The organism is Leisingera sp. JC1 (genome assembly GCF_001679925.1).
Taxonomy (GTDB): Bacteria; Pseudomonadota; Alphaproteobacteria; order Rhodobacterales; family Rhodobacteraceae; genus Leisingera.
This window is the reverse complement of the sequence record NZ_LYUZ01000093.1, coordinates 13,964-40,553: the sequence shown is the minus strand read 5'-3', so window position 1 is coordinate 40,553 and position 26,590 is coordinate 13,964. Positions and strand designations below refer to the sequence as shown.

The 26,590-nt window shown below is 62.0% G+C and carries 35 protein-coding genes; 32 read left to right on the top strand and 3 right to left on the bottom strand.

Annotation, left to right across the window (positions count from 1 at the left end):
• The first annotated feature begins 241 nt into the window (after positions 1–241).
• The 6 genes from A9D60_RS14075 to rplP all read left to right on the top strand — a co-directional run bounded on the left by A9D60_RS14075 (position 242) and on the right by rplP (position 5,958).
• Positions 242–2,956 carry an EAL domain-containing protein gene (locus A9D60_RS14075; RefSeq protein WP_065268175.1) on the top strand — a complete coding sequence of 905 codons (2,715 nt, stop codon included), beginning with the start codon at positions 242–244 and terminating at the stop codon, positions 2,954–2,956.
• Between the two features lie 357 nt (positions 2,957–3,313).
• A complete protein-coding gene (rplB, locus tag A9D60_RS14070) occupies positions 3,314–4,156 on the top strand; it encodes a 50S ribosomal protein L2 (RefSeq protein ID WP_019297986.1) in 843 nt (280 codons plus the stop codon).
• Positions 4,157–4,159: 3 nt separating this feature from the next.
• Entirely contained in the window at positions 4,160–4,438 is a 279-nt protein-coding gene (gene rpsS, locus A9D60_RS14065; protein ID WP_008554066.1) for a 30S ribosomal protein S19, read from the top strand.
• Positions 4,439–4,441: 3 nt separating this feature from the next.
• A complete protein-coding gene (gene rplV / locus A9D60_RS14060) occupies positions 4,442–4,822 on the top strand; it encodes a 50S ribosomal protein L22 (RefSeq protein WP_008557868.1) in 381 nt (126 codons plus the stop codon).
• On the top strand, positions 4,822–5,532 hold the full coding sequence (gene rpsC / locus A9D60_RS14055) for a 30S ribosomal protein S3 (RefSeq protein ID WP_019297987.1): 711 nt from the start codon (positions 4,822–4,824) through the stop codon (positions 5,530–5,532). The genes rplV and rpsC overlap by 1 nt, the downstream gene beginning before the upstream one ends.
• A gap of 12 nt (positions 5,533–5,544) precedes the next feature.
• Complete coding sequence (gene rplP / locus A9D60_RS14050; RefSeq protein WP_019297988.1) at positions 5,545–5,958, top strand: 50S ribosomal protein L16; 414 nt, start codon at positions 5,545–5,547, stop codon at positions 5,956–5,958.
• Positions 5,959–6,037: 79 nt separating this feature from the next.
• Here the strand turns inward: rplP and A9D60_RS14045 are convergent, their stop codons facing one another.
• From A9D60_RS14045 to A9D60_RS14035, 3 genes are all read right to left on the bottom strand, one after another.
• Positions 6,038–6,838: a DUF2145 domain-containing protein gene (locus tag A9D60_RS14045; RefSeq protein WP_065268174.1), complete on the bottom strand. Its 801-nt coding sequence runs from the start codon at positions 6,836–6,838 to the stop codon at positions 6,038–6,040.
• The gene (locus A9D60_RS14040) at positions 6,835–7,134 is read right to left on the bottom strand and encodes a hypothetical protein (RefSeq protein ID WP_141117924.1); all 300 of its coding nucleotides are present in this window, start codon (positions 7,132–7,134) and stop codon (positions 6,835–6,837) included. Before A9D60_RS14040 ends, A9D60_RS14045 begins: the two co-directional genes overlap by 4 nt.
• A gap of 115 nt (positions 7,135–7,249) precedes the next feature.
• Positions 7,250–8,023 (bottom strand): hypothetical protein, encoded by a 774-nt coding sequence (locus A9D60_RS14035; RefSeq protein WP_065268172.1) that lies wholly within the window; start codon positions 8,021–8,023, stop codon positions 7,250–7,252.
• Positions 8,024–8,380: 357 nt separating this feature from the next.
• Between A9D60_RS14035 and A9D60_RS14030 the strand changes: the two genes are divergently transcribed.
• The 26 genes from A9D60_RS14030 (at position 8,381) to A9D60_RS13905 (ending at position 26,430) form a co-directional block, all read left to right on the top strand.
• Entirely contained in the window at positions 8,381–8,710 is a 330-nt protein-coding gene (locus A9D60_RS14030; RefSeq protein ID WP_141117923.1) for a hypothetical protein, read from the top strand.
• Positions 8,711–8,801: 91 nt separating this feature from the next.
• Positions 8,802–9,422: a 2OG-Fe(II) oxygenase family protein gene (locus A9D60_RS14025; protein ID WP_065268170.1), complete on the top strand. Its 621-nt coding sequence runs from the start codon at positions 8,802–8,804 to the stop codon at positions 9,420–9,422.
• A 59-nt stretch (positions 9,423–9,481) separates the two neighbouring features.
• Positions 9,482–9,802: a hypothetical protein gene (locus A9D60_RS14020; protein ID WP_065268169.1), complete on the top strand. Its 321-nt coding sequence runs from the start codon at positions 9,482–9,484 to the stop codon at positions 9,800–9,802.
• Positions 9,803–9,932: 130 nt separating this feature from the next.
• Positions 9,933–10,976 (top strand): succinylglutamate desuccinylase/aspartoacylase family protein, encoded by a 1,044-nt coding sequence (locus A9D60_RS14015; RefSeq protein WP_065268168.1) that lies wholly within the window; start codon positions 9,933–9,935, stop codon positions 10,974–10,976.
• A gap of 212 nt (positions 10,977–11,188) precedes the next feature.
• Positions 11,189–11,389: a 50S ribosomal protein L29 gene (gene rpmC, locus A9D60_RS14010; RefSeq protein ID WP_019297994.1), complete on the top strand. Its 201-nt coding sequence runs from the start codon at positions 11,189–11,191 to the stop codon at positions 11,387–11,389.
• 11 nt (positions 11,390–11,400) lie between these two features.
• Positions 11,401–11,631: a 30S ribosomal protein S17 gene (gene rpsQ / locus A9D60_RS14005; RefSeq protein WP_005621877.1), complete on the top strand. Its 231-nt coding sequence runs from the start codon at positions 11,401–11,403 to the stop codon at positions 11,629–11,631.
• Positions 11,632–11,731: 100 nt separating this feature from the next.
• Positions 11,732–12,100, top strand: a complete 369-nt coding sequence (gene rplN, locus A9D60_RS14000) for a 50S ribosomal protein L14 (RefSeq protein WP_005621870.1) — start codon at positions 11,732–11,734, stop codon at positions 12,098–12,100.
• Positions 12,101–12,102: 2 nt separating this feature from the next.
• Complete coding sequence (rplX, locus tag A9D60_RS13995; protein WP_019297995.1) at positions 12,103–12,408, top strand: 50S ribosomal protein L24; 306 nt, start codon at positions 12,103–12,105, stop codon at positions 12,406–12,408.
• Positions 12,408–12,971, top strand: a complete 564-nt coding sequence (gene rplE / locus A9D60_RS13990) for a 50S ribosomal protein L5 (protein ID WP_065268167.1) — start codon at positions 12,408–12,410, stop codon at positions 12,969–12,971. Before rplX ends, rplE begins: the two co-directional genes overlap by 1 nt.
• A 20-nt stretch (positions 12,972–12,991) precedes the next feature.
• Positions 12,992–13,297, top strand: a complete 306-nt coding sequence (rpsN, locus tag A9D60_RS13985) for a 30S ribosomal protein S14 (RefSeq protein ID WP_019297997.1) — start codon at positions 12,992–12,994, stop codon at positions 13,295–13,297.
• A gap of 13 nt (positions 13,298–13,310) precedes the next feature.
• Positions 13,311–13,703 carry a 30S ribosomal protein S8 gene (rpsH, locus tag A9D60_RS13980; RefSeq protein WP_008554600.1) on the top strand — a complete coding sequence of 131 codons (393 nt, stop codon included), beginning with the start codon at positions 13,311–13,313 and terminating at the stop codon, positions 13,701–13,703.
• 12 nt (positions 13,704–13,715) lie between these two features.
• Positions 13,716–14,249 (top strand): 50S ribosomal protein L6, encoded by a 534-nt coding sequence (gene rplF / locus A9D60_RS13975; RefSeq protein WP_039191295.1) that lies wholly within the window; start codon positions 13,716–13,718, stop codon positions 14,247–14,249.
• Between the two features lie 11 nt (positions 14,250–14,260).
• Positions 14,261–14,620, top strand: coding sequence for a 50S ribosomal protein L18 (rplR, locus tag A9D60_RS13970; protein ID WP_019298000.1), 360 nt, complete (start codon positions 14,261–14,263; stop codon positions 14,618–14,620).
• Between the two features lie 116 nt (positions 14,621–14,736).
• The gene (gene rpsE / locus A9D60_RS13965; protein WP_065268166.1) at positions 14,737–15,306 is read left to right on the top strand and encodes a 30S ribosomal protein S5; all 570 of its coding nucleotides are present in this window, start codon (positions 14,737–14,739) and stop codon (positions 15,304–15,306) included.
• Between the two features lie 13 nt (positions 15,307–15,319).
• The gene (gene rpmD, locus A9D60_RS13960; protein WP_008554849.1) at positions 15,320–15,508 is read left to right on the top strand and encodes a 50S ribosomal protein L30; all 189 of its coding nucleotides are present in this window, start codon (positions 15,320–15,322) and stop codon (positions 15,506–15,508) included.
• A gap of 248 nt (positions 15,509–15,756) precedes the next feature.
• Entirely contained in the window at positions 15,757–15,969 is a 213-nt protein-coding gene (locus A9D60_RS13955) for a DUF1127 domain-containing protein (RefSeq protein ID WP_039183850.1), read from the top strand.
• A 265-nt stretch (positions 15,970–16,234) separates the two neighbouring features.
• Complete coding sequence (locus tag A9D60_RS13950) at positions 16,235–16,450, top strand: DUF1127 domain-containing protein (RefSeq protein WP_039152139.1); 216 nt, start codon at positions 16,235–16,237, stop codon at positions 16,448–16,450.
• Positions 16,451–17,129: 679 nt separating this feature from the next.
• A complete protein-coding gene (rplO, locus tag A9D60_RS13945) occupies positions 17,130–17,600 on the top strand; it encodes a 50S ribosomal protein L15 (protein ID WP_065268165.1) in 471 nt (156 codons plus the stop codon).
• A gap of 111 nt (positions 17,601–17,711) precedes the next feature.
• Positions 17,712–19,076, top strand: a complete 1,365-nt coding sequence (gene secY / locus A9D60_RS13940) for a preprotein translocase subunit SecY (protein ID WP_065268164.1) — start codon at positions 17,712–17,714, stop codon at positions 19,074–19,076.
• Positions 19,073–19,720, top strand: coding sequence for an adenylate kinase (locus A9D60_RS13935; protein WP_039151040.1), 648 nt, complete (start codon positions 19,073–19,075; stop codon positions 19,718–19,720). Before secY ends, A9D60_RS13935 begins: the two co-directional genes overlap by 4 nt.
• Positions 19,721–19,990: 270 nt before the next feature.
• A complete protein-coding gene (gene rpsM / locus A9D60_RS13930; protein WP_019298012.1) occupies positions 19,991–20,359 on the top strand; it encodes a 30S ribosomal protein S13 in 369 nt (122 codons plus the stop codon).
• A gap of 14 nt (positions 20,360–20,373) precedes the next feature.
• On the top strand, positions 20,374–20,763 hold the full coding sequence (gene rpsK / locus A9D60_RS13925) for a 30S ribosomal protein S11 (RefSeq protein WP_065268163.1): 390 nt from the start codon (positions 20,374–20,376) through the stop codon (positions 20,761–20,763).
• Positions 20,764–20,876: 113 nt separating this feature from the next.
• Positions 20,877–21,893, top strand: a complete 1,017-nt coding sequence (locus tag A9D60_RS13920; protein ID WP_019298014.1) for a DNA-directed RNA polymerase subunit alpha — start codon at positions 20,877–20,879, stop codon at positions 21,891–21,893.
• Positions 21,894–22,029: 136 nt separating this feature from the next.
• Positions 22,030–22,458: a 50S ribosomal protein L17 gene (gene rplQ, locus A9D60_RS13915; RefSeq protein WP_065268162.1), complete on the top strand. Its 429-nt coding sequence runs from the start codon at positions 22,030–22,032 to the stop codon at positions 22,456–22,458.
• Between the two features lie 172 nt (positions 22,459–22,630).
• Positions 22,631–25,054, top strand: coding sequence for a CHASE3 domain-containing protein (locus tag A9D60_RS13910; RefSeq protein WP_065268161.1), 2,424 nt, complete (start codon positions 22,631–22,633; stop codon positions 25,052–25,054).
• A gap of 296 nt (positions 25,055–25,350) precedes the next feature.
• Entirely contained in the window at positions 25,351–26,430 is a 1,080-nt protein-coding gene (locus tag A9D60_RS13905) for a 3-deoxy-7-phosphoheptulonate synthase (protein ID WP_065268160.1), read from the top strand.
• Positions 26,431–26,590: the final 160 nt, after the last annotated feature.

Genomic DNA, 26,590 nt, shown 5'->3' with positions numbered 1-26,590 from the left:
GGGCAAGCCATGGCTGATCCGGTAAATGCGCCAGGGGTTGCCAGGCTGTCACATCCGCTGTGAAGGAGGACGCAGGACCTTGTGCGTTGCCTTGATGGCCGGGCAGCAGAGATGGCCCCGGCTGAGCTGGCAAAAGTCCGGCCGCGTACAGGCAACGATCAGGGAGTGGAAAGGAAATTTTGACAATCACAACCTAAGGTGGCGTACATGATGAGTTTTCGCTCCTTATGAGGGTTGTTGAATGTCTGAAGCTGATGCCATCTGGATCCTGCTCTCTGCGCTGCTGGTGCTTGTTTTGCAATCCGGGTTCCTTTGCCTGGAATCCGGTACTGTACGGGCCAAGAATGCTGCCAATGTTGCCCTCAAGAACCTGTCGGATGTCTGTGTCGTCAGCACAGCCTTCTGGCTGACCGGTTTCGGTCTGATGTTTGGTCCCAGTTTCGGCGGGCTGTTCGGTGCCGGCGGTTTTTGGCCGCGGCTCGACAATTCCGCCGGCCATTCGGCCGCGGTTTTCCTGTTTCAGATGGCTTTTGCCTCCACCGCAGCCACAATTGTGTCCGGCGCCGTGGCCGAGCGCGAAAGGTTCCTCGGCTACATGGTCATGTCGGTCATGCTGGGGGCTTTCATCTACCCGGTTGCGGGCCATTGGGTCTGGAATGAGGCGGGCTGGCTGCGGCAGGCCGGCTTTATCGATTTTGCCGGCGCGACGGTGGTGCACAGCGTCGGCGGCTGGACCGCGCTGGTGGCTGTGGTCTTCTTGGGGCCGCGGCTGGGCCGCTACGGCCCGAAAAAACGGTTCTTCGAGGAGAACTCCATTTCCCTTGTGACCCTGGGCGGGCTGCTGCTGTGGGTCGGCTGGGGCGCCTTCAACGGCGGATCTGCCCTTGCCTTCAGCGCGGATGTCGGGCCAGTGATTGCCCGCACCATGCTGTCGGCCGCCGGGGCGGGCATCGCCAGTATTGCCATCGGCCTCGGGCTGTTCCGCTGTGTCCGGGCCGAGATTCTGGTCAACGGCTTTCTGGGCGGGCTGGTGGCGGGCACTGCCGGGATTCATCTGGTGACGGGGCCGATGGCCTTTGTGATCGGGATCGCGGGATCGGTCACTGTGATCGTTGCCCGGGACATTCTCGATGCACTGAAGATCGATGACGTGGTGGGCGCGGTTCCGGTGCATCTGGCCGCGGGGCTGGTGGGGACATTGACAGTGGCGTTCACGGTCCCGCTGGACCTGTTGCCGGCAGGCAGCAGGCTGGGCCAGCTGGGGGTGCAGGCGATGGGCGCTGCTGCCGTTGCCGCCTGGGTTATTTGCTGCACGGTACCGCTGGCAATTTTCCTCAAGGCGGTGGGGCTGCTGCGGGCGCGCCCCAGGGACGAGGTGCGGGGGCTGAACCTCGCGGAAAACAACCAGCGAAATGCATTGCTGGAACTGCTTGAAGAAATGAAGCGGCACCAGCGGTCCGGATCCTTCAGCAGCCGCGTGCGCGTTGAACGGTCGTCGGAGCTGGGCGCGCTGGCGTTCCGCTACAACCGGGTACTCGACCGGGTGGAGGATGAGATCAGCCTGCGCGTGGACTCGATCCGCAAGGAGCGGATGAGCCGGGAGCTGGCGGAGGAAGCGTTTGAAGCCATGCGCGAAGCCCAGGAGGAGAGCGCTTGGTCAGCACGGCACGACAAGCTCACCGGGCTTGGCAACCGCAAGCACCTTGAGGAAATCGCGGCGGCGCCTGCGGCAGGGCAGCAATCCGGCACGCTGGTCGTTGCACTGGATCTGGACCGGTTCAAGGAAATCAACGACACCTATGGCCACGAGGCCGGAGATCTGGTTCTCGAACATGCTGCCAAGCGGATTTCATCCCATATCAAGAACGGACGGGATTTTGCCTTCCGTATCGGCGGCGACGAGTTCGCCGTGCTGATGGAGTTTTCCGGCAGCGAGGCAGAGGCCTGTGAATTCTGTTCTGATCTGTTGTTCGCGCTGCTTCAGCCGGTCACTTACAAGGATGCCGGCCTTCAGGTCGGCGCCTCCATCGGGTTTGCGCTTTGCGCGCCGGAAGAACCCCTGCAGTCAGCACTGCGCCGCGCCGATCTGGCGCTTTATGCCTCCAAGGCGGACGGGCGCTCCTGCGTGAATGCCTATTCCGACTCCATCGGTTCCGCTCATGACGAGAAGATGGACCTGATCCGTGATTTCAAGCAGGCGTTCGAGAGAAACGAGATTGAAGTCACCTTCCAGCCCCAGATTGACGGTGAAACAGGGGCGCTGGCGGGATGCGAGGCGCTGGCACGCTGGCACCATCCCCGCCGCGGCATTGTCGGCCCGGACGTCTTTGTGCCGATCGCCAAGGAGGTGAACATGCTGGCGGACCTGGACCGGCGGGTTCTGGACATTGCCCTGTCGGCCTATTGGGAGTTTGCGCGCCAGGGGATTGCCCTGCCCAGCATCTCGGTGAATGTCTCAGCAGAGCGGCTGGGGCATCCGGGTCTGATCGAAGAGCTGCGGCAGCGGACTGACATCCCGCCCAGCGGACTGGCGTTTGAGCTTCTGGAGACTGTCTTCCTGGACCATGTGAATGACGATTACGCCAAGCAGATCGACGCGATCAAGGCAATGGGCATCGGTATCGAGATTGATGACTTCGGCACCGGCCACGCCAGTATCGCGGGCGTGCTGGCGCTGAAGCCGGACAGGCTCAAGATCGACCGCATGTTCACCACCGGGATCGACAAGAAGCCGGCCCGCCGCGACCTGATGCGGGGACTGATCGAAATGGCCGCCAGTGCTGGCGCCGCGGCGGTGGTGGAAGGTGTCGAAACCGCCGGTGAGGCGGAAGTCCTGTCCGGGCTTGGCGCTGCCATCCTGCAGGGCTATGCCTTCGGGCGCCCGATGAACAGCACAAGGTTCCTGGCATGGGCCCGTGAATGGCAGGCTGAACACAGACCGCTTCAAGCCGGGTAGGCAAGGGGGCTGGCAGGCTTCGCGGCTGCTTGGCACCGGGCGGCGGCGGTGCAGGGCCGCGTTGTGCTGTGGTACCGGACAGGCATAGCAGTTACATTGGCTGGCACAGGTCCCAGGCCGCACTGCGGCCAAACCGCGAAAAGCCGGAAGTCTGTCATTGCCACCTTCCGGCGACTCTGCTAAACGCCATCCATCCTGAAGGCCCCGGATTCGTTTCCGGGGTCGTTATGTTTGTCAGGACACACGAACTCGGGGACCTTCGGGGCCCTATAACTCAGGCACCTACGGGGGCCTTCAACATAGCTGGGCCAAAGACAAGAACCTAAGGCCTGGCACGCTAAACGGAAGACAGAAAGCATGGCACTCAAGTCGTATAAACCGACGACGCCGGGCCAGCGTGGGCTGGTTCTGATCGACCGTTCGGAGCTTTGGAAAGGGCGTCCGGTCAAATCCCTCACTGAGGGCCTGACCAAATCGGGCGGCCGGAACAACACCGGACGGATCACTGCACGCCGCCGTGGCGGCGGCGCAAAGCGCCTCTACCGGATCGTTGACTTCAAACGGAACAAATTTGATGTTGCGGCCACCGTTGAGCGGATCGAATACGACCCGAACCGGACCGCATTCATCGCGCTGATCAAATACGAAGACGGCGAGCAAGCCTACATCCTGGCGCCGCAGCGTCTGGCTGTTGGCGACAAGGTTGTCGCGTCTGCAAAAGCCGACATCAAGCCGGGCAACGCAATGCCGTTCTCGGGCATGCCGATCGGTACCATCGTTCACAACATCGAAATGAAGCCCGGCAAAGGCGGCCAGATCGCCCGTGCAGCCGGTACCTATGCTCAGTTCGTTGGCCGTGACGGCGGTTACGCTCAGATCCGCCTGTCCTCGGGCGAACTGCGCCTGGTCCGTCAGGAATGCATGGCCACCGTCGGTGCCGTGTCGAACCCGGACAACTCGAACCAGAACTTCGGTAAAGCCGGCCGTATGCGCCACAAGGGCAAGCGTCCTTCCGTGCGTGGTGTCGTCATGAACCCGATCGACCACCCCCACGGCGGTGGTGAAGGCCGGACCTCCGGTGGCCGCCACCCGGTGACCCCCTGGGGCAAACCGACCAAGGGCAAACGGACCCGCAACAAAAACAAGGCGTCGCAGAAGCTCATCGTCCGCTCGCGCCACGCCAAGAAGAAAGGCCGCTAATCCATGGCACGTTCCGTATGGAAGGGCCCCTTCGTTGATGCTTACGTCCTGAAGAAGGCCGAAGCAGCGCGTGAATCGGGCCGCAATGAAGTGATCAAGATCTGGTCGCGCCGTTCCACCATCCTGCCGCAGTTCGTCGGCCTGACCTTTGGTGTGTACAACGGCCAGAAGCATATCCCCGTCAACGTCTCGGAAGACATGATCGGTCAGAAGTTCGGTGAATACTCGCCGACCCGCACCTATTATGGCCACGCCGCAGACAAAAAAGCGAAGCGGAAGTAAGTCATGGGCAAGGAAAAGAACCCCCGCCGCGTGGCAGACAACGAAGCAATGGCAAAACTGCGCATGCTCCGTACCTCCCCGCAGAAACTGAACCTGGTGGCGCAGATGATCCGCGGCAAGAAAGTCGAGAAGGCCCTGACCGACCTGACTTTCTCCAACAAGCGGATCGCGCAGGACGTGAAGAAATGCCTTCAGTCCGCCATCGCGAATGCTGAAAACAACCACAACCTGGACGTCGATGAACTGATCGTCGCCGAGGCATGGGTTGGCAAGAACCTGACCATGAAGCGCGGCCGTCCGCGTGCCCGTGGCCGGTTCGGCAAAATCCTGAAGCCGTTCGCGGAGATCACCATCAAGGTGCGTCAAGTTGAGGAGCAAGCCTAATGGGTCAGAAAGTCAATCCGATCGGCATGCGCCTTCAGGTCAACCGCACCTGGGACAGCCGCTGGTACGCCGACACCAAAGACTACGGTGATCTGCTGCTCGAGGACCTGAAAATCCGCGAGTTCATCAAGGAAGAATGCAAGCAGGCTGGCATTGCGCGCGTCATCATCGAACGCCCGCACAAGAAATGCCGCGTGACCATTCACACCGCCCGTCCGGGCGTCATCATCGGCAAGAAAGGCGCGGACATCGAAGTCCTGCGCAAGAAAATCGCCAAGATGACCGACTCCGAGCTGCACCTCAACATCGTTGAAGTGCGCAAGCCGGAACTGGACGCTCAGCTGGTCGGCGAGTCCATCGCCCAGCAGCTGGAGCGCCGTGTGTCCTTCCGCCGTGCCATGAAACGGGCCGTGCAGAACGCCATGCGCATGGGCGCCCTGGGTATCCGGGTGAACGTCGCTGGCCGTCTGGGCGGTGCGGAAATCGCGCGTACCGAATGGTACCGTGAGGGCCGCGTGCCGCTGCACACCCTGCGTGCCGACATCGATTACGCACACTCCGAAGCGATGACCCCCTACGGGATCATCGGGATCAAGGTCTGGATCTTCAAAGGCGAGATCATGGAGCACGATCCTTCGGCGCGTGACCGTAAAGCACAAGAAATCCAGGACGGCCCTGCACCCCGTGGTGCTGGTGGCGGCCGTCGCTAAGGAGGATTTGAGATGCTTCAGCCAAAGCGCACTAAATTCCGCAAAATGCACAAGGGCCGGATCCACGGCCTGGCAAAAGGCGGTTCCGACCTGAACTTCGGCACCTATGGCCTGAAGGCGACCCAGCCTGAGCGTGTGACTGCACGCCAGATCGAAGCTGCCCGCCGTGCCATGACCCGCCACATGAAGCGTCAGGGCCGTGTCTGGATCCGTATCTTCCCGGACACTCCGGTGACCTCGAAGCCGACCGAAGTCCGTATGGGTAAAGGTAAAGGCTCCGTGGACTACTGGGCAGCCAAGGTTAAGCCTGGCCGCGTGATGTTCGAGATCGACGGCGTCAGCGATGAAATCGCACGCGAGGCCCTGCGCCTGGCCGCGATGAAGCTGCCGGTCAAGACCCGCGTCGTGGTCCGCGAAGACTGGTAAACTCTGCCGGTCATGGAGAATTAAAAGCCCCCCGCTGAGCAATCAGCGGGGGGCTTTCTTGTTTTTCGGCTGGGGCTGTTTATAGCCGCACCACCCTGTCAGGCGTGAACTGGTAGACCTCGGAGGCCAGGTTCTTGGCCCGCAAATAGCGTGCCAAGGCGCCGAAGGTCACGGTTGCGACGCCCTTGCCATGGTCGGATGTCGTCAGCGCAGCAGAGGCGGCAGGTGCCAGAAACCGCTTCAGCCCGCTGATGCGGATCGGCTGGGGGTGAAACTCGGCGGCGATCCGGGCCTTGATCCGGGCTTTGTCCGCCGTGCCGTAGATGCTTGAGATCAGCAGGTCCAGGGTCAGCTCGTTGCAGTTCTGGAACTGCGTTGTGTTGGGGTTGGACAGCACCGAGTAATTGGGGTTGTGCAGCGCGGGATAGGCCGGGCTGGCGATGGCCTTCAGCAATTTGCGCTGCAGGTGCGGCGCGGGGATGATGATGCCCGTATCCAGCGTGTGGGCGCTTCTGAAGAAATCTGCCGGCGCCTCTTGCACCAGGGAGCTGCGGGTCAGGTCGTCCTGGTCCTGATAGAGATTGTACACCCGGTAACCCTTGGCGCTGCTGCCATCCGGGGCTTTGATCGTCGAATACACCCACAGGGCGGTATGTGTGTAGTTCACCCCCTCCGGCAGCGTGTGCGGCGGCCGCCCGGTCCGGGCGACAATTGCGATACCGGCGCCGCGGGCTGCCAGATCCAGTTGCACCTGATTTGAGAAGGCGGCGGTTTCTGACACCGGCAAATGCGTCTTGCCGGTTTCGCTGCTGCCAGCAGCAGCAGGGGCGGCATGGAGAGTTGCCGCAGCAGCCATCGCAATGAATATCCGGCGGATCATCGGTTGCCCCCCTGAGCAATGCCCGGGTTTTGACCGGGGGCAGGGTGGCTGTGGGCATGGCCATGCGGATGGGGGGAGGCCAGCGCGCCTGCGGACACGACAAGCCCGGCGCCAACGGCCAGAACGGGAATGGCAACAACTGCCACAGCGGTGGTAGCAGCAGCTTCACTGCTGGCGGCGGCGCTGTAGCCGGAATGCTGAAGACTTTGCGCCGAATGCTGGGTGCTGGGGCCTGCCCCCGCCTGGGATGCGGCGCAAACCGCTGCAGCTGTCATCAGGGTTTTGGAAATAAGCATGATATGAACTCCGTTCATGAACGATGTTCAGATCATGCCGCGCCCCGCGCGTTTTTGTCAAACATTTTTTGAACGACGTTCACGATTTCTCGGCCGGCCCGGTGGCCTCACCCCGCTAGACGGCGCCCGTCAGGCCGGAGCTGCTGGCAAGGCCGGGCAGGGGCAGGCTGGCCGCCAGCGGAACCAAATGGCTGGGGGCGGCGGCAGGGCTAAGCCGTTCGCAGGCTTGCGAGAAGCTGAGACTTGTGTCCCCGGCAAGGCTGGCCTGAATGCAGTTGTCCAGTTCACCCTGCTCCTTGAGGTCCGCCGCCAGCGAATGGACGGCGCCGGGAAAGACCCAGTGGTGAATATTGGCGCCTTTGGGGAACAGCTGGGCGTGCTGGCCGTCCATGCCCGTGCCGCTGGAGAAGATAAAATATTCCGTCTCCGGCACAAAGTAGTGGTCCGCAGGCTTCATCGGAAAGCTCTTGATGCTCTTGGAATACACCCGCCACCGCCTGTCACCGGGCGCGGCTTCCGGGTCAACGCTGAACTGCGGCACAAAGGCGATCGATCTGGCAATTGGCAGGAAGGCGCTTGCAACGATGGCCAGGTAGCCGCCCATGCTGTTGCCGATTGAAAACAGGGTGCAGCCCGCTGCCGCCTCCAGAACGGTCCTAGTCAGCGCGTCCCAGTCCAGCCGGTTCCCCCAGGACCGGGTCTTGTCATAGCAAAAGATGACATTGCTGCAATTGCGCCCCGACCCGGCAAATTCAGGTTGCTGGACGTCGATCAGCTCCACCGCCTGACCAATGCCGGGAAAGGACAGCAGCACGGTTCCCCCTGCCGGAGCGGGGCCCGGTTTCAGGGTTTCCAGCCGCAACGTATCGTCTTCATAAATAATGTGCATGACCCAATGCCTTCGCTTCTGCGGTTCCCAATGGATCTTGCACGGGGGGGGTTAAATTGCGGTAAGTTTGGGGAGCGGAAAGCCTGGCTTCCTGCATGTTCCGCAGTGGCGCACTTGCGGCTGGTTTTGCAGGATCAGGTCGCCGCACGGCAGCTAAGTGCTGGCATGACTGGTGCCGCGCTCCAGTTCCGTTCATCGCCGGGACTTGAGGCTAAGGCCTGTGCCGCGTCCAAGCGTCAGTTAACGATATGTACAGCTTTTGTTCCCATACTCTGCTTGTGATTGATTGCTGCCTTCAATGCAGCCTCTCCTGGGTGTTTTGCAGCAGCGTGAGTAACGAGGAAAGGGAAGCCCAAGATGCGAATGATCGTTCCTGCAGCCCTGTGTTTTGGCCTGTCCGCTTGCGGCGGGTTGGAATTCGACCGCAATGATTTGTCCAATATGTATGGCCCTGCGACGAACTACCGGAATCCGGTGGCGACACGTCAGATCTCCAACAGTTTTGTTTCCCAGGAAACCGTATCCCCCGACGGCAACGCCACGCATTGGACGTCGCCTGACGGCTGCACGTATTCCCGCACCCAGGCTCCGGGATATGCGCCGGTCTGGTACCTGGTGCAAAACCCCTTTCACATAGGAATGCCAAACGCGCACCGTGACTGCCCGATTACCGTGGTGGACGGTTAGGGCCGGCAAAAACCCCGGGGGCGGAGTGGAATCCTTGGCCTGGTGCAGGAGGTGTCTCGCCTCTTGCCCGGTGCTGCGCTAAGACGGCGCCATGGCCCAGATTGAATCGCTCTTCGTGACCCGCCTCTACCGCGCGCATCTGTCCGAATACGGACCATCGGTTGACGCGCAGGAACTGGAAAACTCCTGCCTTGTCATCGCCGGCGATGACGATGCCGGTCAGGACTGGTGCGAGGAGAACGGCTATCCCGGCTACACCTCCTATGCCTCGCTGACCGATCTGCCTTGGCGCTTCCCGATCTTTGCCGACCTGGTGAAATCGCTGGACCAGCACGTCGCAGCGTTTGCCAAGGATCTGGAGTTCGACCTGGACGGGCGCGCGCTGAAGCTGGAGGATCTCTGGATCAATATCCTGCCCGAGGGCGGCACCCATTCCAGCCACCTGCACCCCCATTCTGTGATCTCCGGCACCACTTATGTGTCGATGCCAGACGGCGCCAGCGCGCTCAAGCTGGAGGATCCGCGCTCTGCCCGGATGATGGCCGCGCCCACCCGCACCAAAGATGCCCGGCGCGAGCTGCAGCCCTTCATCTACATGAAGCCTGAGGTGGGCGACGTTCTGCTGTGGGAAAGCTGGCTGCGCCACGAGGTGCCGATGAACATGGCTGAGGATGAGCGGATTTCGGTGAGCTTCAACTACAAGTGGGATTAAGGCTTTTGGCGTTCGGTTGAACGATAGTAAGTCTTAGCATGTAGGGGGGGCGGTGCGTTTTGGAGCTAGTTTATCACTTAGCACTAATATTGGGCGGTCTCGGGGTCGTGGTGCCGCTGCTCTATGTTGTGGTAAACTTCAAAACCATTTTCGTCTGGCTGTTCAAGTGGAGTCTGATCGTTCAATTGTGCGCCATGGCCGTTTTCTTGCCAATCGTTGCAATTTTTACTGTTCTTGAACGTGAGCTCGACCTCAATATAGACGTTTCACAGTTAGTATTCCCTGGGGGTTATCTAATTATCTGCGTTCTAGTGGCGCTGTATTTCTTCTGTACGAAATGGCCGGAGCGCAACGTTAAAAAGCTATCTGAGGACGGTTGAGTTTCTGCCAGTCCTGGCCATCAATATGCCGCCCCCAAGTTGGGTTCCTTTGCCGTCGAGGGTAACAGGCGCAATTGTAAAACCCTGAAAAGCCGCCTAGTTTCCCGGAACGGCTCTGCGGGAGGTATAGATGGCGCTTCGTTCCCCTTTTGAAATCGGCGGTTTCCACATTCCGCCCGGCACCCGCCGCACGGTGGATATGCCTGTGAGCGTGCTGTCGGACCACACCCCGGTCACCATGTCCGCCCATGTGATCCACGGCGCGGAGGAGGGGCCGGCGCTGTTTGTCTCCGCCGCCATTCACGGCGACGAGGTGATCGGGGTGGAAATCGCCCGCCGCCTGCTGCGCAGCCGCCAGTTCTCGCGCCTCAAGGGCACGCTGATCGTGGTGCCGATCGTCAACACCTTCGGCTTCCTGAACCACTCCCGCTACCTGCCGGACCGGCGCGACCTGAACCGCTCATTTCCAGGCAGCGAGGGCGGCTCGCTGGCCAGCCGCCTGGCGCATTTGTTCATGACAGAGGTGGTGGCGCGCTGCGACCTGGGCATCGACCTTCATTCGGCCGCCATCCACCGCACCAACATGCCGCAGATCCGGGTGTCGCCCAAGGCCAAGGAGACGCTGGAATACGCCGATGCCTTCGGCGCGCCGGTGGTGATCCGGTCTTCCCTGCGCGACGGCTCCCTGCGCAAGGAAGCGCAGAAGGCGGGCGTTGATATCCTGCTCTACGAGGCGGGGGAGGGGCTGCGGTTCGACGAGCAGTCCGCCCGCGTCGGCGTGGCCGGCATCCTGCGGGTGATGCACGCGCTGGGCATGATCCCTGACGACGGCGTGCCGCTGGCCGAGGCGGTGCCGGTCAAGGCCAGCGACAGCAGCTGGGAGCGTGCGCCTGCCGGAGGGCTGTTGCGCGCTTACAAGACCACCGGCGAGATGGTAGAGGAGGGCGACGTGCTGGGCATCGTCGCCGACCCCTTCGGCGAGGAGGAGGTAGAGCTGACCGCCAGCCAGCCGGGCCTGATCATCGGCCGCGCCAACATGCCCATCGTCAACGAAGGCGACGCCCTGTTCCACATTGCCAAGGTGTCCGCCCCGGAGGAGGCCGAAACCCGCATCGAAAGCCTGAACGCCCAGCTGGACGGGGCGGCGATGTTCGATGAGGATGAGATCATCTGACCGCCTTTGGCTGGCAGCCCTTGGGCGCTCCAATCTTTCCCTTGCCCCTCACCCCCGTCTCCTCTATAGGGACCCATCGCTTGAACCCAATCCATCTTGGATCCGGGTCAGGTGATTCTTTTTTGCTGCCCGATCCGGGCGGTTGACATAACCCACCAGGTAACAAGGTGACCCTCGGGGCCTTCTGGTGCTTTGGACAAGGAACAAAGGCGATGAACGCCAATGATCTGCGCGAGAAGACCGTGGATGAACTCCGCGATATGCTCGCATCCCTGAAAAAAGAGAGCTTCAACCTGCGCTTTCAGCAGGCAACCGGTCAGTTGGAATCGACCTCCGGCATCAAAGCGGCCCGCCGCAACGCTGCCCGCGTCAAGACCATCCTGAACGAAAAAGCTGCAGCAGCAGCCGAATAAGGAGCGACACAATGCCCAAACGTATCCTGCAAGGCGTTGTGACCAGCGACGCAAACGCCCAGACCGTCACCGTCTCGGTTGAACGCCGCTTCACGCACCCGGTTCTGAAGAAAACCATCCGTAAGTCCAAGAAATACCGGGCTCACGATGAAAAGAACGCTTTCAAGGTCGGCGATTCCGTACGCATCATCGAATGCGCGCCGAAATCGAAAACGAAACGCTGGGAAGTTCTGGAAGCCTAAGAGTCTCAACTCGAGACTCCTGGCGGCTAGACTTAACAGTCAGTCGAAACCCTGGGGGATACCAGCACGCATCGCTGCCCCATAGGTCGGGAGAAACCACATGATCCAGATGCAAACAAATCTGGATGTTGCTGACAACTCCGGCGCCCGCCGAGTTCAGTGCATCAAGGTTCTGGGTGGCTCCAAGCGTAAATACGCTTCCGTTGGCGACATCATTGTCGTCTCGGTTAAAGAAGCCATCCCGCGCGGCCGCGTGAAAAAAGGCGACGTCCGTAAGGCCGTTGTCGTGCGCACCGCCAAAGAAGTCCGCCGCGAAGACGGCACCGCGATCCGTTTTGACCGGAACGCAGCTGTCATCCTGAACAACAACAACGAGCCGGTTGGTACCCGTATCTTTGGCCCGGTTGTTCGTGAACTGCGCGCGAAGAACTTCATGAAGATCATCTCGCTGGCTCCGGAGGTGCTGTAATTATGGCTGCGAAACTCCGTAAAGGCGACAAGGTCGTCGTGCTGGCAGGCCGCGACAAGGGCAAAGAAGGCACCATCGCCTCCGTTGACCCGAAAGCCGGCAAAGCCGTCGTCGAAGGCGTGAACATGGCAATCCGCCACACCCGCCAGACCCAAAACAGCCAGGGCGGCCGTCTGCCCAAGGCACTGCCGATCGACCTGTCGAACCTGGCACTGCTGGACAGCAACGGCAAAGCAACCCGCGTCGGCTTCCGTGAGGAAGACGGCAAGAAGGTGCGCTTCGCCAAGACCACCGGGGAGACTGTCTGATGCTTGACGCTGCAACCTACACCCCGCGCCTGAAAACTCTCTACAAGGACACCATCCGTGGCGCCCTGAAGGAAGAGTTCTCCTACAAGAACGAGATGATGATCCCCAAGCTGGACAAGATCGTTCTGAACATTGGCTGCGGCCGCGCTGCTGTCAAAGACAGCAAGAAAGCCAAATCCGCCCAGGCCGACCTGACCGCGATTGCGGGCCAGAAGGCTCTGACCACCGTGGCAAAGAACTCCATCGCCGGCTTCCGCGTTCGCGAAGGCATGCCGATGGGCGCCAAGGTGACCCTGCGCGGTGACCGGATGTACGAATTCCTCGACCGTCTGATCACCATTGCGATGCCCCGTATCCGCGACTTCCGCGGCGTTTCGGGCACCTCCTTCGACGGCCGCGGCAACTATGCCATGGGCCTGAAAGAGCACATCGTGTTCCCGGAAATCGACTTTGACAAGATCGATGAAGCCTGGGGCATGGACATCGTGATCGCCACCACCGCGAATACCGACGCGGAAGCAAAGGCGCTGTTGAAAGCTTTCAACATGCCCTTCAACAGCTAAGCGCGGGAAGGATAGAGACCATGGCTAAGAAAAGCATGATCGAACGCGAGAAGAAGCGCGAGCGCCTGGTGGCAAAATACGCCGCAAAGCGTGCCGAGCTGAAAGAAATCGCAAACGACGAATCTCGCCCGATGGAAGAGCGCTTCAAGGCGCGTCTGAAACTGGCGAAACTGCCGCGCAACTCGTCGGCAACCCGTCTTCACAACCGCTGCCAGCTCACCGGCCGTCCGCACGCTTACTACCGTAAGCTGAAGGTCAGCCGTATTGCGCTGCGCGAGCTGGGCTCTGCTGGTCAGATCCCCGGCCTGGTGAAATCGAGCTGGTAAGGGAGAGACTGATATGAACGATCCTATCGGCGATATGCTCACCCGTATCCGTAACTCTCAGATGCGCGGCAAATCCACCGTCATGACCCCGGCTTCCAAGCTGCGGGCATGGGTGCTGGACGTGCTGGCAGACGAGGGCTACATCCGCGGTTATGAGAAAACCACTGGTGAAAATGGCCACCCGGCCATCGAAATCAGCCTCAAGTACTTCGACGGCGAACCTGTCATTCGCGAGCTCAAGCGGGTCTCCAAGCCCGGCCGCCGCGTTTACATGGGCGTCAATGACATCCCGTCGGTCCGCCAGGGCCTGGGCGTGTCGATTGTCTCCACCCCCAAGGGTGTGATGTCGGACGCAAACGCACGCGCAGCCAACGTTGGCGGCGAAGTGCTTTGCACCGTCTTCTAAGGAGGCCTCGCAATGTCCCGTATTGGTAAGAAACCGGTCGAACTGCCCAGCGGCGTTTCCGCCTCTGTGTCCGGCCAGACCATCGAAGTGAAAGGCCCGAAAGGCGCCCGCACCTTCACCGCAACCGACGACGTCACCCTCTCCGTGAACGACAACGTTGTCACCATCGAGCCGCGCGGCAAGTCCAAGCGTGCCCGTCAGCAGTGGGGCATGTCCCGCACTCAGGTGGCCAACCTCGTGACCGGCGTGACCCAGGGCTTCAAGAAAGAGCTGGAGATCCAGGGTGTGGGTTACCGGGCTCAGATGCAGGGCAACACCCTGAAGCTGAACCTGGGCTACAGCCACGACGTCGACTTCGTTGCACCCGATGGCATCACCATCACCGCACCGAAGCAGACTGAAATCGTTGTGGAAGGCATCGACCAGCAGCAGGTGGGCGAAGTGGCGGCGAAAATCCGCGACTGGCGCCGTCCCGAGCCGTACAAAGGCAAGGGCATCCGCTACAAGGGCGAGTTCATCTTCCGCAAGGAAGGCAAGAAGAAGTAAGGACCAGCAAAATGGCAAACAGCAAACGTACCCTGTTTCTGAAGCGCCGGCTGCGCGTCCGGAACAAGCTTCGCAAAGTGAACGCAGGCCGTCCGCGTCTGTCCGTGCACCGTTCGAACAAGAACATCTCTGTTCAGCTGATCGACGACCTGCGCGGTGTGACCCTGGCAGCAGCGTCGACCCTGGAAAAAGATCTCGGTGTTGTCGGCAAGAACAACATCGACGCAGCGTCCAAAGTTGGTGCAGCGATCGCCGAGCGCGCAAAAGCGGCCGGCGTGACCGAAGCCTACTTCGACCGCGGCGGCTTCCTGTTCCACGGCAAAGTGAAGGCTCTGGCCGACGCTGCGCGTGAAGGCGGCCTGAAGATCTAATCCCATGCGGGCAGCCTCTCGGGGCTGCCCCGATGATCCGGGAGACCGGCCTCCGGGCCGGTTCTCACCAAGGATTGATAGAACAGGCGCCTGGCGCCCTAAGAAAGGAATGCCTGATGGCAGAACGTGAAAACCGCCGCGGCCCCCGCCGCGAGCGTGAAGAAGCACCGGAATTTGCAGATCGCCTGGTCGCGATCAACCGCGTGTCGAAAACCGTAAAAGGCGGTAAGCGCTTTGGCTTCGCAGCCCTGGTTGTCGTTGGCGACCAGAAAGGCCGCGTCGGCTTTGGCAAGGGCAAGGCGAAAGAAGTGCCCGAGGCGATCCGCAAGGCGACCGAGCAGGCGAAGCGCCAGATGATCCGCGTGCCGCTGAAAGAAGGCCGCACCCTGCACCACGACATGTCCGGCCGTCACGGCGCAGGAAAAGTTGTGATGCGGACCGCACCTGAAGGTACCGGTATCATCGCGGGCGGCCCGATGCGTGCCGTGTTCGAGATGCTGGGCATCAAGGACGTGGTCTCCAAGTCGATCGGTTCGCAGAACCCCTACAACATGATCCGCGCCACCCTGAACGGCCTGCAGAAAGAGCAGAGCCCGCGCTCGGTGGCTCAGCGCCGCGGCAAAAAGGTTGCTGACATCCTGCCCAAGCGGGACGACGCACCGGCAGCTGCCGAAGCTGAAGCGTAAGGAGTAGAGAGACATGGCAAAAACCATCGTCGTCAAGCAGATCGGCTCGCCGATCCGCCGCCCCGCCAAACAGCGCGCAACCCTGGTTGGCCTGGGCCTGAACAAGATGCACAAGACCCGTGAGCTGGAGGATACTCCTTCGGTCCGCGGCATGGTCGAATCGATCCCGCACCTGGTTCAGATCATCGAAGAGCGCGGCTAAGCCCCTTTTCGAGCACTGACTTTGGAAAACGCCTCCGGTCCGCCGGGGGCGTTTTTCGCTTTCCGAGCGCACTCTAGTGGCTGCAGGGGCGGTTAACCCGGCAGCAATCCCCTTGCAGCGCGTGCATAGCGGGCAGTCCGTTCCGTCAGTTGTTCGACTCATCCCCCGGTCCTATCTCGGTGTCACAGCAAACGACCAAACACGGACCGCCGGGAATAGGCCCGGCATCAGAGACAAGGACCTGAACGATGGCACATGTTATTTCCGCTGCACACACCGGCCACAGCCTGACCGCCCGCATCCGCGCAACTGTTGAGGGCCTGGTGGACTCCTGGACCAAAGCCCGCGAATTCCAGCGCACTTACAACGAGCTGGACGCGCTGTCCGATCACGAGCTGTCCGACATCGGCGTCCGCCGCAGCGATATCGCCGACATCGCGCGCCAGCACGTCTACGGCTAAGAATTCCCTTTTCCCGGGCGCTCCTCTCCTCCTCCTCTTCATGCCCGGGCCAAAGCGCCTCTGCCCTTCCAGGGCGGGGGCGTTTTCTATTGAGGGACTTCAAGATATCTCACGCATTTGTGCTATGCGTGCGCCGCATAGCCGCCAGACCAAAGCAGCCGTTGCGGGCTTGCCGGGCCAACCTTATCTCCCTGTCACTTCAGACGAACAGATCAAGCGACGCGCCGGAGGCACGCTCCGGCAGCGCAGCGAAGGAACAAGAACAATGGCTTATTCAACTCTTTCCGCACCGGTCTCCGCCGGTCTTTTCACCCGTTTCCTGAGCGTAGCCTCCGGCCTCTACCGGAACTGGCAGCTGCGCCGCGAATACCGCCAGACTGTGCACGCCCTGCGCGCGCTTTCGGCCCGCGACCTGGCCGACATCGGTCTCAGCCGCTGCGCCATCCCCGGCGCCGCCCGCGAGCACGTCTACGGCAAGTGATCTCTCTGGCCGGCTGACGGATCCTCCTCCCTCTCCGAACGCCCGGCCCAAATACGCCCCTGCCATCCAGGCGGGGGCGTTTTTGATTTTCAGGTTCAGCGCCGCGCCCGGCCGTTAGGCCGGGCAGCGCCCGTCCCGCCCCCAAGGGGCGGGCGCTTCGCTTCCCACCCCGCCGGGCCGGGCGCCGCCCTCCGGGATCGCCGCGACTTGAGCCGGGCGGCGAAAAGCAAAACACCCGTTGCGTACCCACCGTACGCACCGCCTACGGGGTTTTAACCCGTCTAAGTCAAAATCATCCCCGGTCATGATCACCCGCCGGGCCTGACACCCCCGGCACCTGGAACTGGGCTCCGGTCTGGCACCCGGAGCGCGTGAAATGCGTTTTCGCATGGGGTCATCCCCATCCCATCTCCACCCCGGCGGCGCCGCCACCCATTAACGGACGGCCAGCGGCGGAACGGACACAGAGAGACAGACGGCAGGATGCGCAACCGGCAGGGCAGGGGCCTTGGCGGCCGCCAATGCATTCCCATTGCCGACATAGCCTGCAGGGCTTGATCCCACTCCCCATCCCGTCTATAGGCACCCGGTGGCGTTCCGCGCCACGGAATCACCAATCAAGAAACGCCGTGTTTGGCCCATCACGCTTCGGGGGCCACATCCGGCAAGGAGAAGCGACATGAAACTTCACGAACTGCGCGACAATGCTGGCGCCGCCAAGAAACGCACCCGTGTGGCCCGTGGCCCGGGTTCCGGCAAAGGCAAAATGGGCGGCCGCGGCATCAAAGGCCAGAAATCCCGTTCGGGCGTCTCGATCAATGGCTACGAAGGCGGCCAGATGCCCTTGTACCAGCGTCTGCCCAAGCGCGGCTTCAACAAGCCGAACCGCAAGGCATACGCCGTTGTGAACCTGGGCCTGATCCAGAAGTTCATCGAGGCAGGCAAGCTGGACGCAGCCTCCATCACCGAGGATTCGCTGGTTGCTTCCGGCCTGGTCCGCCGCAAACTGGACGGCGTCCGCATCCTGGCCAAAGGCGAAATCACCGCCAAAGCAACCATCGCAGTCACCGGCGCATCCGCTGCTGCTGTTGATGCCGTGGCAAAAGCTGGCGGCACTCTGACTGTGGCAGCCCCCGCCGCCGCAGAGTAACGGCTTGTGAGCGGCGCCAATGCCGCTTACATAGTCTCCGAGTTTTCCTAGAACGCCGCCCGAGCCGGAAAACGGTTCCGGGCGGCGTTTCGCTAAAGAAGAGACCTTTTCATGGTATCAGCAGCAGAACAAATGGCGGCAAACACCAGCTGGGCTGCCCTTGGCAAAGCTACGGATCTGCGCAACCGCATCCTGTTTACTATCGGCCTTTTGATCGTCTACCGCCTGGGCACCTTCATTCCGGTTCCCGGCATCGACGCAGCCGCTCTGCGCCAGTTCATGGAGCAGGCAGGCCAGGGCATCGGCGGCATGGTGTCGATGTTCACCGGCGGCGCTCTTGGCCGCATGGGGATCTTTGCCCTCGGCATCATGCCTTATATCTCCGCCTCCATTATCGTTCAGCTTCTGACCTCGATGGTGCCTTCGCTTGAGCAGCTCAAGAAAGAGGGCGAGCAGGGCCGCAAGAAGATCAACCAGTACACCCGCTACGGCACCGTGGCGCTGGCGACCGCGCAGGCCTATGGCCTCGCCGTGTCGCTGGAGCAGGGCGATCTGGCGACCGATCCGGGCATGTATTTCCGGATGGCGTGCATGATCACCCTGGTCGGCGGCACCATGTTCCTGATGTGGCTGGGCGAACAGATCACCCAGCGCGGCATCGGCAACGGCATCTCGCTGATCATCTTCGTCGGCATCATCGCCGAGGTTCCGGCCGCGATTGCCCAGTTCTTCGCCTCCGGCCGCTCCGGCGCGATCAGCCCCGCCGTGATCATCGGTGTGATCCTGATGGTGATTGCGGTGATCATGTTCGTGGTGTTCATGGAACGCGCGCTGCGCAAGATCCACATCCAGTACCCGCGCCGCCAGGTCGGCATGAAGGTCTATGACGGCGGCTCCTCGCATCTGCCGGTCAAGGTGAACCCGGCGGGCGTGATCCCGGCGATCTTCGCCTCCTCGCTGCTGCTGCTGCCGACCACCATTTCGGCGTTCTCCTCGGGCGCGGCCACCGGTCCGGTGATGTCGTGGCTGCTGGCGAACTTCGGCCCCGGCCAGCCGCTGTACCTGCTGTTCTTCGTCGCGATGATCGTGTTCTTTGCCTACTTCTACACCTTCAACGTCTCCTTCAAGCCGGACGACGTGGCGAACAACCTGAAGAACCAGAACGGCTTTGTCCCCGGCATCCGCCCCGGCAAGAAGACCGCGGAATATATCGAGTATGTGGTCAACCGCATCCTGGTTCTGGGCTCCGGCTACCTGGCCCTGGTCTGTCTCCTGCCGGAGGTCCTCCGCGGCCAATTCGCCATCCCGGTATATTTTGGCGGCACGTCCGTTCTGATTGTGGTATCCGTCACCATGGACACCATTCAGCAGGTGCAAAGCCACCTCCTCGCGCATCAGTATGAGGGCCTTATCGAGAAGAGCCAGCTGCGCGGGCGCAACAAGAAACGGACAAAACGGGGACCCTCTCGCCGATGACCAACATTATTCTCCTTGGCCCGCCTGGTGCGGGCAAAGGTACGCAAGCGCGTTACCTGGTTGAATCCCGCGGCATGGTGCAGCTCAGCACCGGCGACATGCTGCGGGAGGCCCAGACCTCCGGCACCGAAATGGGCAAGAAAGTTGCCGCCATCATGGCCGAAGGCAAGCTGGTCACCGACCAGATCGTGATCGGCCTGATCCGCGAAAAGCTGCAGGGCGGAGCCGAGGGCGGCTTCATCTTCGACGGCTTCCCGCGCACCCTGGCCCAGGCCGATGCGCTGGCCAAGCTGCTCGATGAAATGGATCTCAAGCTTGACGCCGTGATTGAGATGCAGGTGGATGACGACGCGCTGGTCGCCCGCATCACCGGCCGCTCCACCTGCGGCGGCTGCGGCGAGGTCTACCACGACCAGACCAAACCCTGGCCGGCCGACGGCAAATGCGCCAACTGCGGCAGCGACAACGTGCAGCGCCGGGCGGACGACAATGAGGACAGCCTCAAGACCCGCCTGATGGAATACTACAAGAAGACCTCGCCGCTGATCGGCTACTACTACGCCAAGGGCAACCTGCAGCGCCTGGACGGCCTCGCCTCGATTGAGGACGTCCGCAAGAGCATGGCCTGGATCATGGGCGAATAACCCGCTTGTCTGCCGGACCGGAATGCCCCGAGGCGCCAAGCCGCGGGGCGTTTTCATTTCCGGGGGCGGCTTTTGCGCGATCACGGGTTGACCCCCGCGGTAATTCCACATAGGCAACCCCATCCCTTCTGGGAATGATTCCCGGCGGATGGATTCGTCTGTCTGCCTTACCACCTCGAAATGCTGGACCCTCTGGCCACACTGCCACGGTCAAGTGTTGTGAAAAAAGGTTCCGGCGTTACGGAACCGCAACGAAAAGGAAAGTGACACGTGGCACGTATTGCCGGCGTTAACATCCCGACTGCAAAGCGGGTTCCCATCGCCCTCACCTACATCACCGGTATCGGCAACACCTCGGCGAAAGCCATCTGTGAGGCTGTTGGCATCGACGCAACCCGTCGTGTGAACGAACTGTCCGACGCTGAAGTTCTGGCCGTGCGCGAGCACATCGACGCCAACTACACCGTCGAAGGCGACCTGCGCCGTGAAGTGACCATGAACATCAAGCGCCTGATGGACCTGGGCTGCTACCGTGGCCTGCGCCACCGCCGCAACCTGCCGGTCCGCGGTCAGCGTACCCACACCAACGCCCGCACCCGCAAGGGCCCGGCGAAGCCGATCGCCGGCAAGAAGAAGTAAGGGGGGCTTGATCAATGGCACGCGATAAAACCCGCATTAAGCGTAAAGAGCGCAAGAACATCGCCTCCGGCGTTGCTCACGTGAACTCTTCGTTCAACAACACCAAGATCCTGATCTCCGACGTGCAGGGCAACGCGATCTCCTGGTCGTCCGCCGGCACCATGGGCTTCAAAGGCTCCCGGAAATCCACTCCTTACGCGGCTCAGATGGCTGCTGAGGACGCGGGCAAAAAAGCCCAGGAACACGGTGTGAAGACCTTGGAAGTCGAAGTTCAGGGCCCCGGCTCTGGCCGTGAATCGGCTCTGCGCGCACTGGCCGCCATCGGTTTCAACATCACCTCGATCCGTGATGTGACCCCGATTGCGCACAACGGCTGCCGCCCGCCGAAGCGCCGCCGCGTCTAATTCGCATTTTTTGCTGGGGCCCCGCTTGATTCGCAGGGCCCCAGTGCGTCATTTAAACCTCGGGCGTCCTTGGCCTTCCGGACATGGGGCAGGGACAGGAATGGAGGGAACGCATGATCCATAAGAACTGGGCAGAGCTGATCAAGCCGGCACAGCTGGAAGTGAAGCCGGGCAACGATCCTGCACGCCAGGCAACTGTCGTCGCAGAGCCGCTGGAACGCGGTTTCGGCCTGACCCTGGGCAACGCGCTGCGCCGCGTCCTGATGAGCTCGCTGCAAGGCGCGGCCATCACCAGCGTGCAGATCGACAACGTCCTGCACGAGTTTTCGTCCGTGGCCGGTGTCCGTGAAGACGTCACCGACATCATCCTGAACCTCAAGGGCGTGTCCCTGCGCATGGAAGTCGAAGGCCCCAAGCGCCTGTCGATCAATGCCAAGGGCCCGGCAGTTGTCACCGCTGGCGACATTGCCGAGACCGCAGGCATCGAGGTTCTGAACCGCGACCACGTGATCTGCCACCTGGACGACGGCGCCGACCTGTTCATGGAGCTGACCGTGAACACCGGCAAAGGCTATGTCTCGGCAGACAAGAACAAGCCGGAAGACGCACCGATCGGCCTGATCCCGATCGACGCGATCTACTCGCCGGTCAAGAAGGTCTCCTATGACGTTCAGCCGACCCGCGAGGGCCAGGTTCTGGACTATGACAAGCTGACCATGAAGGTGGAAACCGACGGCTCCATCTCCCCTGACGATGCCGTGGCTTATGCCGCCCGCATCCTGCAGGACCAGCTGTCGATCTTCGTAAACTTCGACGAGCCGGAATCGGCTGGCCGCCAGGACGAGGACGATGGTCTGGAGTTCAACCCGCTTCTGCTCAAGAAAGTGGACGAGCTGGAACTGTCTGTCCGTTCGGCAAACTGCCTGAAGAACGACAACATCGTCTACATCGGCGACCTGATCCAGAAGACCGAAGCGGAGATGCTGCGCACCCCGAACTTCGGCCGCAAGTCGCTGAACGAGATCAAAGAAGTGCTGTCGGGCATGGGCCTGCACCTCGGCATGGACGTCGAGGACTGGCCGCCGGACAACATCGAAGATCTGGCCAAGAAGTTCGAAGACAGCTTCTAAAGGTTTCGAGGAGGGCTCCGGCCCTCCTCTTCAATGCCCGGGACTGCCGGGGACAACATGGGCACCCGCCCCAAGGTGAGCGGCTGACACGCATCAGCCGCCTGACAAAGCAAAACGCAAGATAAGGAATTGAAAAATGCGTCACGCACGTGGTTACCGCCGCCTGAACCGTACTCATGAGCACCGCAAGGCCCTGTTCTCCAACATGGCCGGCTCGCTGATCGAGCACGAGCAGATCAAAACCACCCTGCCCAAGGCAAAAGAACTGCGCCCGATCGTTGAAAAACTGATCACCCTGGCGAAACGCGGCGACCTGCACGCCCGCCGTCAGGCTGCAGCCAAGCTGAAAGAGGACAAGGACGTCGCGAAACTGTTCGAGGTTCTGGGCCCGCGCTACAAGGACCGTCAGGGCGGCTATGTCCGTGTTCTGAAGGCCGGCTTCCGTTACGGCGACATGGCTCCGATGGCCATCATCGAGTTCGTCGACCGCGACGTTTCCGCCAAAGGCGCTGCCGACAAGGCCCGCCTGGAAGCAGAAGAAGCAGCTGCTGAAGCAGACGAATAAGACGCGCTGAACCTTTAAGGTTTCACTGTCTGGCCCCCGCTCCAACAGGACCGGGGGTTTTTCTTTACGCCACGGCAGTTCCCGGGCGTTTAAGATTCACTTTTCAGGTGAAAGGGAATCGTAATTTTCTTCTGGCTTAACTCTGCCATCCGAAATTTCCGGGACAGATGTGATGGCAAAGAAGAAGACATCCGCGGCCAGGCGGTTTTCACTGGCAAATCTCAGTACCAAGGTGAAAATCGTTTCCGTCGCGGTACTGCCGCTTCTTTTGGTGCTTGGGGTGGGGGTGCTTGCCGTCTTCAACCTGGGCCGGATGGACCAGTCGGCCAAAGCCGTGGATCACACCCAGGAAATCCTGACCGGCTCACAGACCCTGGCTGAGGCCGCCTCGCAGATGGAGGCAGGCCTGCGCGGCTATCTCCTGGCAGGCCGGGAGGAATACCTGGTCCCGTTCGAGGCGGGAAAGAGCCAGGTCGCCGAAACCCTCGCCAGCCTGCGCACTCTGGCAGCAGGCGACGCGGAGATTCTTGCCACTCTGGACGAGGCGGAACAGACCCTGGCGGGCTGGCAGGAAAACGTGGCTGCCGGCGCCATCGCGCTGCGCCAGGAAATCGGCGACGCCATGACCATGAACGACATGGCCGCCGAGGTGAAGAAATCCAAGGGCCGGGTCTATTTCGAGCAGTTCCGCACCGAGATGATCAATGTCATCGAGGAGGAGGAAGTCGAGCTCAACAACCGCCGCAACACCTTCATGTCGCTGGTCAACGCGGGCATCGCTGATGCGGATTACCTGAACACCTCACTGCAGGCGGTGGAGCAGACCCACAAGATCATCAGCCGGGCCAAGGACCTGCTGGCTGCTGCGGTGGATATGGAAACGGGCATGCGCGGCTTCCTTCTGGCTGGCGACCGGGAGTTTCTGGATCCCTACATGGAGGGCAACGGCCGCTTCAACGAAGTGATGGCCGATCTCCGTCTGGCGCTGGCAGACAACCTGATGCAGTCAAACCGCCTGAACAAGGTGGCGGGGATCATTGACGAATGGCGCAGCGAGGTGGTGGTGCCGATGCTGCAGCTGCGCCGGGTGATCGGCAGCGCAGCCACCATGGACGACATGGCCGACATGGTGGCTGAGGGCCGCGGCAAGGAATATTTTGACAGCTTCCGCGCCACCATGGAAACCCTGCAGGCCGCCGGCACCGCGGCCATGGCTGAACGCCGTGCCGCCAACGAGGAACTGGGCGCCCAGACCCGCACCATGATCCCCGCGGCCATCGGTGGCGCCATCCTGATCGGCGGTCTCCTGGCGCTTGTGATCGCCTCCGGCATTGCTTCCGGCATCCGCCGCATCGTGATGTCGATGCGCGGCCTGGCAGAGGGCAACAACGCGGTTGAGATCCAGGGCCAGACCCGCGGCGATGAGGTCGGCGACATGGCCCGCGCGCTGGAGAAATTCCGCGACGAGCTGGTGCGGATGCAGGAGGCTGAGGCGCAGAAGGCAGAGAGCAAGGACGCCGAACTGGCGGGCGTTGTGCGCGAGCTGAGCGAACGTCTGTCGCGTCTGGCCCATGGCGATCTGACTATTCGCATCGCTGAGGAATTCCCCGAGGAATACGAACAGCTGCGCGCCGATTTCAACGGTTCGATCGACAATCTGAACGCCACCGTCCAACAGGTGATCGAGGCTTCGACAAGCATCCGCAGCGGTGCTGCCGAGATCAGCCAGGCTTCTGACGACCTGTCGCACCGGACCGAAAGCCAAGCGGCAACGCTGGAAGAAACCGCCGCTGCCATCGATGAACTGACGGCCAGCGTCAAATCGGCAGCCGAGGGTGCCCGCAACGTGGAAAACACCGTCCGCGAGGCCCGCCAGGAGGCCGAGACCAGCGGCGAGGTTGTGCAGGATGCGGTTGCCGCCATGGGCGGGATTGAGGAAAGCTCCAACAAGATCAGCCAGATCATCGGGGTGATCGACGACATTTCCTTCCAGACCAACTTGCTGGCGCTGAACGCAGGCGTCGAGGCCGCCCGTGCAGGCGAAGCGGGCCGCGGGTTTGCCGTGGTTGCGTCCGAGGTGCGGGCGCTGGCGCAGCGATCCTCTGATGCGGCGATGGAAATCAAGACGCTGATCTCCGACAGCTCCCGCCAGGTGGATCAGGGTGTCGATCTGGTCGGCCGGGCAGGACAGGCGCTGCAGTCCATCGTGGGACGGGTCAGCCATATCTCGCAGCTGGTTTCCGAAATCGCCGAAGGCGCAGAGGAACAGTCGACCGGCCTGCATGAGATCAACACCGGCGTCACCCAGCTGGATCAGGTGACCCAGCAGAACGCCGCCATGGTGGAGGAAGCCACCGCCGCAGGCCACATGCTGAACAGCGACGCGATGAAACTTGCCGACCTGGTGACGCGCTTCCAGGTGGACGGCAGCAGCGCGGCGCTTGCGGCCCCGGCGGAAGCGCCCGCGACGCAGCCCTCCGCCCATGGCGATGATGATTGGGGCGATGAGGATTGGGCGGCCGAGCCCAGCCCGGCGCCGGTTGCAGCCGCCGCCAGCGACGGCAATGCCGCCCGCGATCTGTGGCAGGACTTCTGATCCCTGCCGCCAGGAAAATGCCAAGGGCCCTCCCGCACGGGAGGGCCTTTTGCTGTCCTGCTGGCGCATTTCCGGGGTGACAGCCCCGCGAATCTCCGTTAGCGTCCGGCCCATGACCCGTAGCTATGCCGCATTCTGGTATTTCTTTTATCCGCGCCACATGGCGGACGGAGGGGTCAGCGCGTTCTGAACACAGACAGGAAACGCACCAGGATACCACCAACCGCCCGCAGCCCGCAGGCGGTATTTTTGTATCCGCCGCAACGCCAAGGGCCTCCCGCCAAGGAAGCTGAAACATGACACCCCAAACAGAAAACCTCCGCATTACCGGCATGCAGGAACTGATCTCCCCCGAGGACCTCGCCGCCCAGATGCCCTCTACAGCGGCGGCCACGGATACCGTTCTGGCCAGCCGCACTGCCATCCAGGACGTGCTGCACGGCCGCGACGGACGCGTTGTGGCCGTGGTTGGCCCCTGTTCGATCCACGACCCCAAGGCGGCGATGGAGTACGCCGAACGTCTGGCCCCGCTGCGCGCGCGTCTTGCCGGAGAGCTGGAGATCGTGATGCGGGTCTACTTCGAAAAACCCCGCACCATCAGCGGCTGGAAAGGGCTGATCAACGATCCCGGCCTCGACAACTCCTTCCGCATCAACGAGGGGCTGGGGCTGGCGCGCCGCCTGTGCCTCGACATCAACGCGCTTGGCCTGCCGGTCGGGACCGAGTTCCTGGATACCGCGGTGCCGCAGTACATCTCTGACCTGGTCGCTTGGGCCGCCATCGGCGCCCGCACCACTGAAAGCCAGATCCACCGCGAGATGGCGTCGGGCCTCAGCTGCCCGGTCGGTTTCAAGAACGGCACCCGCGGCAATGTGCAGATCGCGGTGGACGCGGTGCGCTCCGCCGCCCATCCGCATCATTTCATGGCGCTGGCCAAATCGGGCCGCGCGGCGATTGCGGCCACCAGCGGCAACCCGGACTGCCACCTGATCCTGCGCGGCGGCGGCGGCACCAACTATGACGCAGCTTCGGTCGATGCGGCCTGCAAGCTGGCGGAAAAGGACGGCATCCGCGGCCATGTGATGATCGACGCCAGCCACGCCAACAGCGGCAAGGACCCGATGCAGCAGCCCGCGGTGCTGCGCAATGTGGCGGCGCAGATCGCCGGCGGCGACAGCCGCATCACCGGCGTGATGGTGGAAAGCCATCTGGTGGCGGGCCGTCAGGACCTGGGCAAGGGCGCGCTGACCTACGGCCAGTCCATCACCGACGGCTGCCTCGGCTGGGAGGACACCGTGGCAGAACTGGAGCATCTGGCAGCAGCCGTTGCCAAACGCCGCGCGGCTGCCCCGCAGGCGGAACTGGCGGAGGCCTGAGGCCCGCCAGAGGACAGACCGCTGAATGTAGCGGTCTGATCCTTTTTTCATCTGGCTGAAAATATCCCGGGGTGAATTGGCCGTCAGGCCAAGAGGGGCAGCGCCCCTCCGCCCCAGCAGCGATGTGGCTTGCCTCCAGCCTTGCAATCCGGGCGCGCGC

Coding starts and splice junctions, on each gene's coding strand:
- rplO (WP_065268165.1), top strand. CDS start 17,130: ATGAAACTTCACGAACTGCGCGACAATGCTGGCGCCGCCAAGAAACGC.
- rpsQ (WP_005621877.1), top strand. CDS start 11,401: ATGCCCAAACGTATCCTGCAAGGCGTTGTGACCAGCGACGCAAACGCC.
- A9D60_RS13905 (WP_065268160.1), top strand. CDS start 25,351: ATGACACCCCAAACAGAAAACCTCCGCATTACCGGCATGCAGGAACTG.
- A9D60_RS14030 (WP_141117923.1), top strand. CDS start 8,381: ATGCGAATGATCGTTCCTGCAGCCCTGTGTTTTGGCCTGTCCGCTTGC.
- rpsE (WP_065268166.1), top strand. CDS start 14,737: ATGGCAGAACGTGAAAACCGCCGCGGCCCCCGCCGCGAGCGTGAAGAA.
- A9D60_RS14025 (WP_065268170.1), top strand. CDS start 8,802: ATGGCCCAGATTGAATCGCTCTTCGTGACCCGCCTCTACCGCGCGCAT.
- A9D60_RS13920 (WP_019298014.1), top strand. CDS start 20,877: ATGATCCATAAGAACTGGGCAGAGCTGATCAAGCCGGCACAGCTGGAA.
- A9D60_RS14035 (WP_065268172.1), bottom strand. CDS start 8,023: ATGCACATTATTTATGAAGACGATACGTTGCGGCTGGAAACCCTGAAA.
- rplF (WP_039191295.1), top strand. CDS start 13,716: ATGTCCCGTATTGGTAAGAAACCGGTCGAACTGCCCAGCGGCGTTTCC.
- rplX (WP_019297995.1), top strand. CDS start 12,103: ATGGCTGCGAAACTCCGTAAAGGCGACAAGGTCGTCGTGCTGGCAGGC.
- A9D60_RS13935 (WP_039151040.1), top strand. CDS start 19,073: ATGACCAACATTATTCTCCTTGGCCCGCCTGGTGCGGGCAAAGGTACG.
- rpsS (WP_008554066.1), top strand. CDS start 4,160: ATGGCACGTTCCGTATGGAAGGGCCCCTTCGTTGATGCTTACGTCCTG.
- rpsN (WP_019297997.1), top strand. CDS start 12,992: ATGGCTAAGAAAAGCATGATCGAACGCGAGAAGAAGCGCGAGCGCCTG.
- rpsH (WP_008554600.1), top strand. CDS start 13,311: ATGAACGATCCTATCGGCGATATGCTCACCCGTATCCGTAACTCTCAG.
- rplR (WP_019298000.1), top strand. CDS start 14,261: ATGGCAAACAGCAAACGTACCCTGTTTCTGAAGCGCCGGCTGCGCGTC.
- rpmC (WP_019297994.1), top strand. CDS start 11,189: ATGAACGCCAATGATCTGCGCGAGAAGACCGTGGATGAACTCCGCGAT.
- rpsC (WP_019297987.1), top strand. CDS start 4,822: ATGGGTCAGAAAGTCAATCCGATCGGCATGCGCCTTCAGGTCAACCGC.
- rpsK (WP_065268163.1), top strand. CDS start 20,374: ATGGCACGCGATAAAACCCGCATTAAGCGTAAAGAGCGCAAGAACATC.
- rplN (WP_005621870.1), top strand. CDS start 11,732: ATGATCCAGATGCAAACAAATCTGGATGTTGCTGACAACTCCGGCGCC.
- rplV (WP_008557868.1), top strand. CDS start 4,442: ATGGGCAAGGAAAAGAACCCCCGCCGCGTGGCAGACAACGAAGCAATG.
- rplB (WP_019297986.1), top strand. CDS start 3,314: ATGGCACTCAAGTCGTATAAACCGACGACGCCGGGCCAGCGTGGGCTG.
- rpmD (WP_008554849.1), top strand. CDS start 15,320: ATGGCAAAAACCATCGTCGTCAAGCAGATCGGCTCGCCGATCCGCCGC.
- A9D60_RS14040 (WP_141117924.1), bottom strand. CDS start 7,134: ATGCTTATTTCCAAAACCCTGATGACAGCTGCAGCGGTTTGCGCCGCA.
- rplE (WP_065268167.1), top strand. CDS start 12,408: ATGCTTGACGCTGCAACCTACACCCCGCGCCTGAAAACTCTCTACAAG.
- rplQ (WP_065268162.1), top strand. CDS start 22,030: ATGCGTCACGCACGTGGTTACCGCCGCCTGAACCGTACTCATGAGCAC.
- A9D60_RS13955 (WP_039183850.1), top strand. CDS start 15,757: ATGGCACATGTTATTTCCGCTGCACACACCGGCCACAGCCTGACCGCC.
- A9D60_RS13910 (WP_065268161.1), top strand. CDS start 22,631: ATGGCAAAGAAGAAGACATCCGCGGCCAGGCGGTTTTCACTGGCAAAT.
- secY (WP_065268164.1), top strand. CDS start 17,712: ATGGTATCAGCAGCAGAACAAATGGCGGCAAACACCAGCTGGGCTGCC.
- A9D60_RS13950 (WP_039152139.1), top strand. CDS start 16,235: ATGGCTTATTCAACTCTTTCCGCACCGGTCTCCGCCGGTCTTTTCACC.
- A9D60_RS14075 (WP_065268175.1), top strand. CDS start 242: ATGTCTGAAGCTGATGCCATCTGGATCCTGCTCTCTGCGCTGCTGGTG.
- A9D60_RS14015 (WP_065268168.1), top strand. CDS start 9,933: ATGGCGCTTCGTTCCCCTTTTGAAATCGGCGGTTTCCACATTCCGCCC.
- rplP (WP_019297988.1), top strand. CDS start 5,545: ATGCTTCAGCCAAAGCGCACTAAATTCCGCAAAATGCACAAGGGCCGG.
- A9D60_RS14045 (WP_065268174.1), bottom strand. CDS start 6,838: ATGATCCGCCGGATATTCATTGCGATGGCTGCTGCGGCAACTCTCCAT.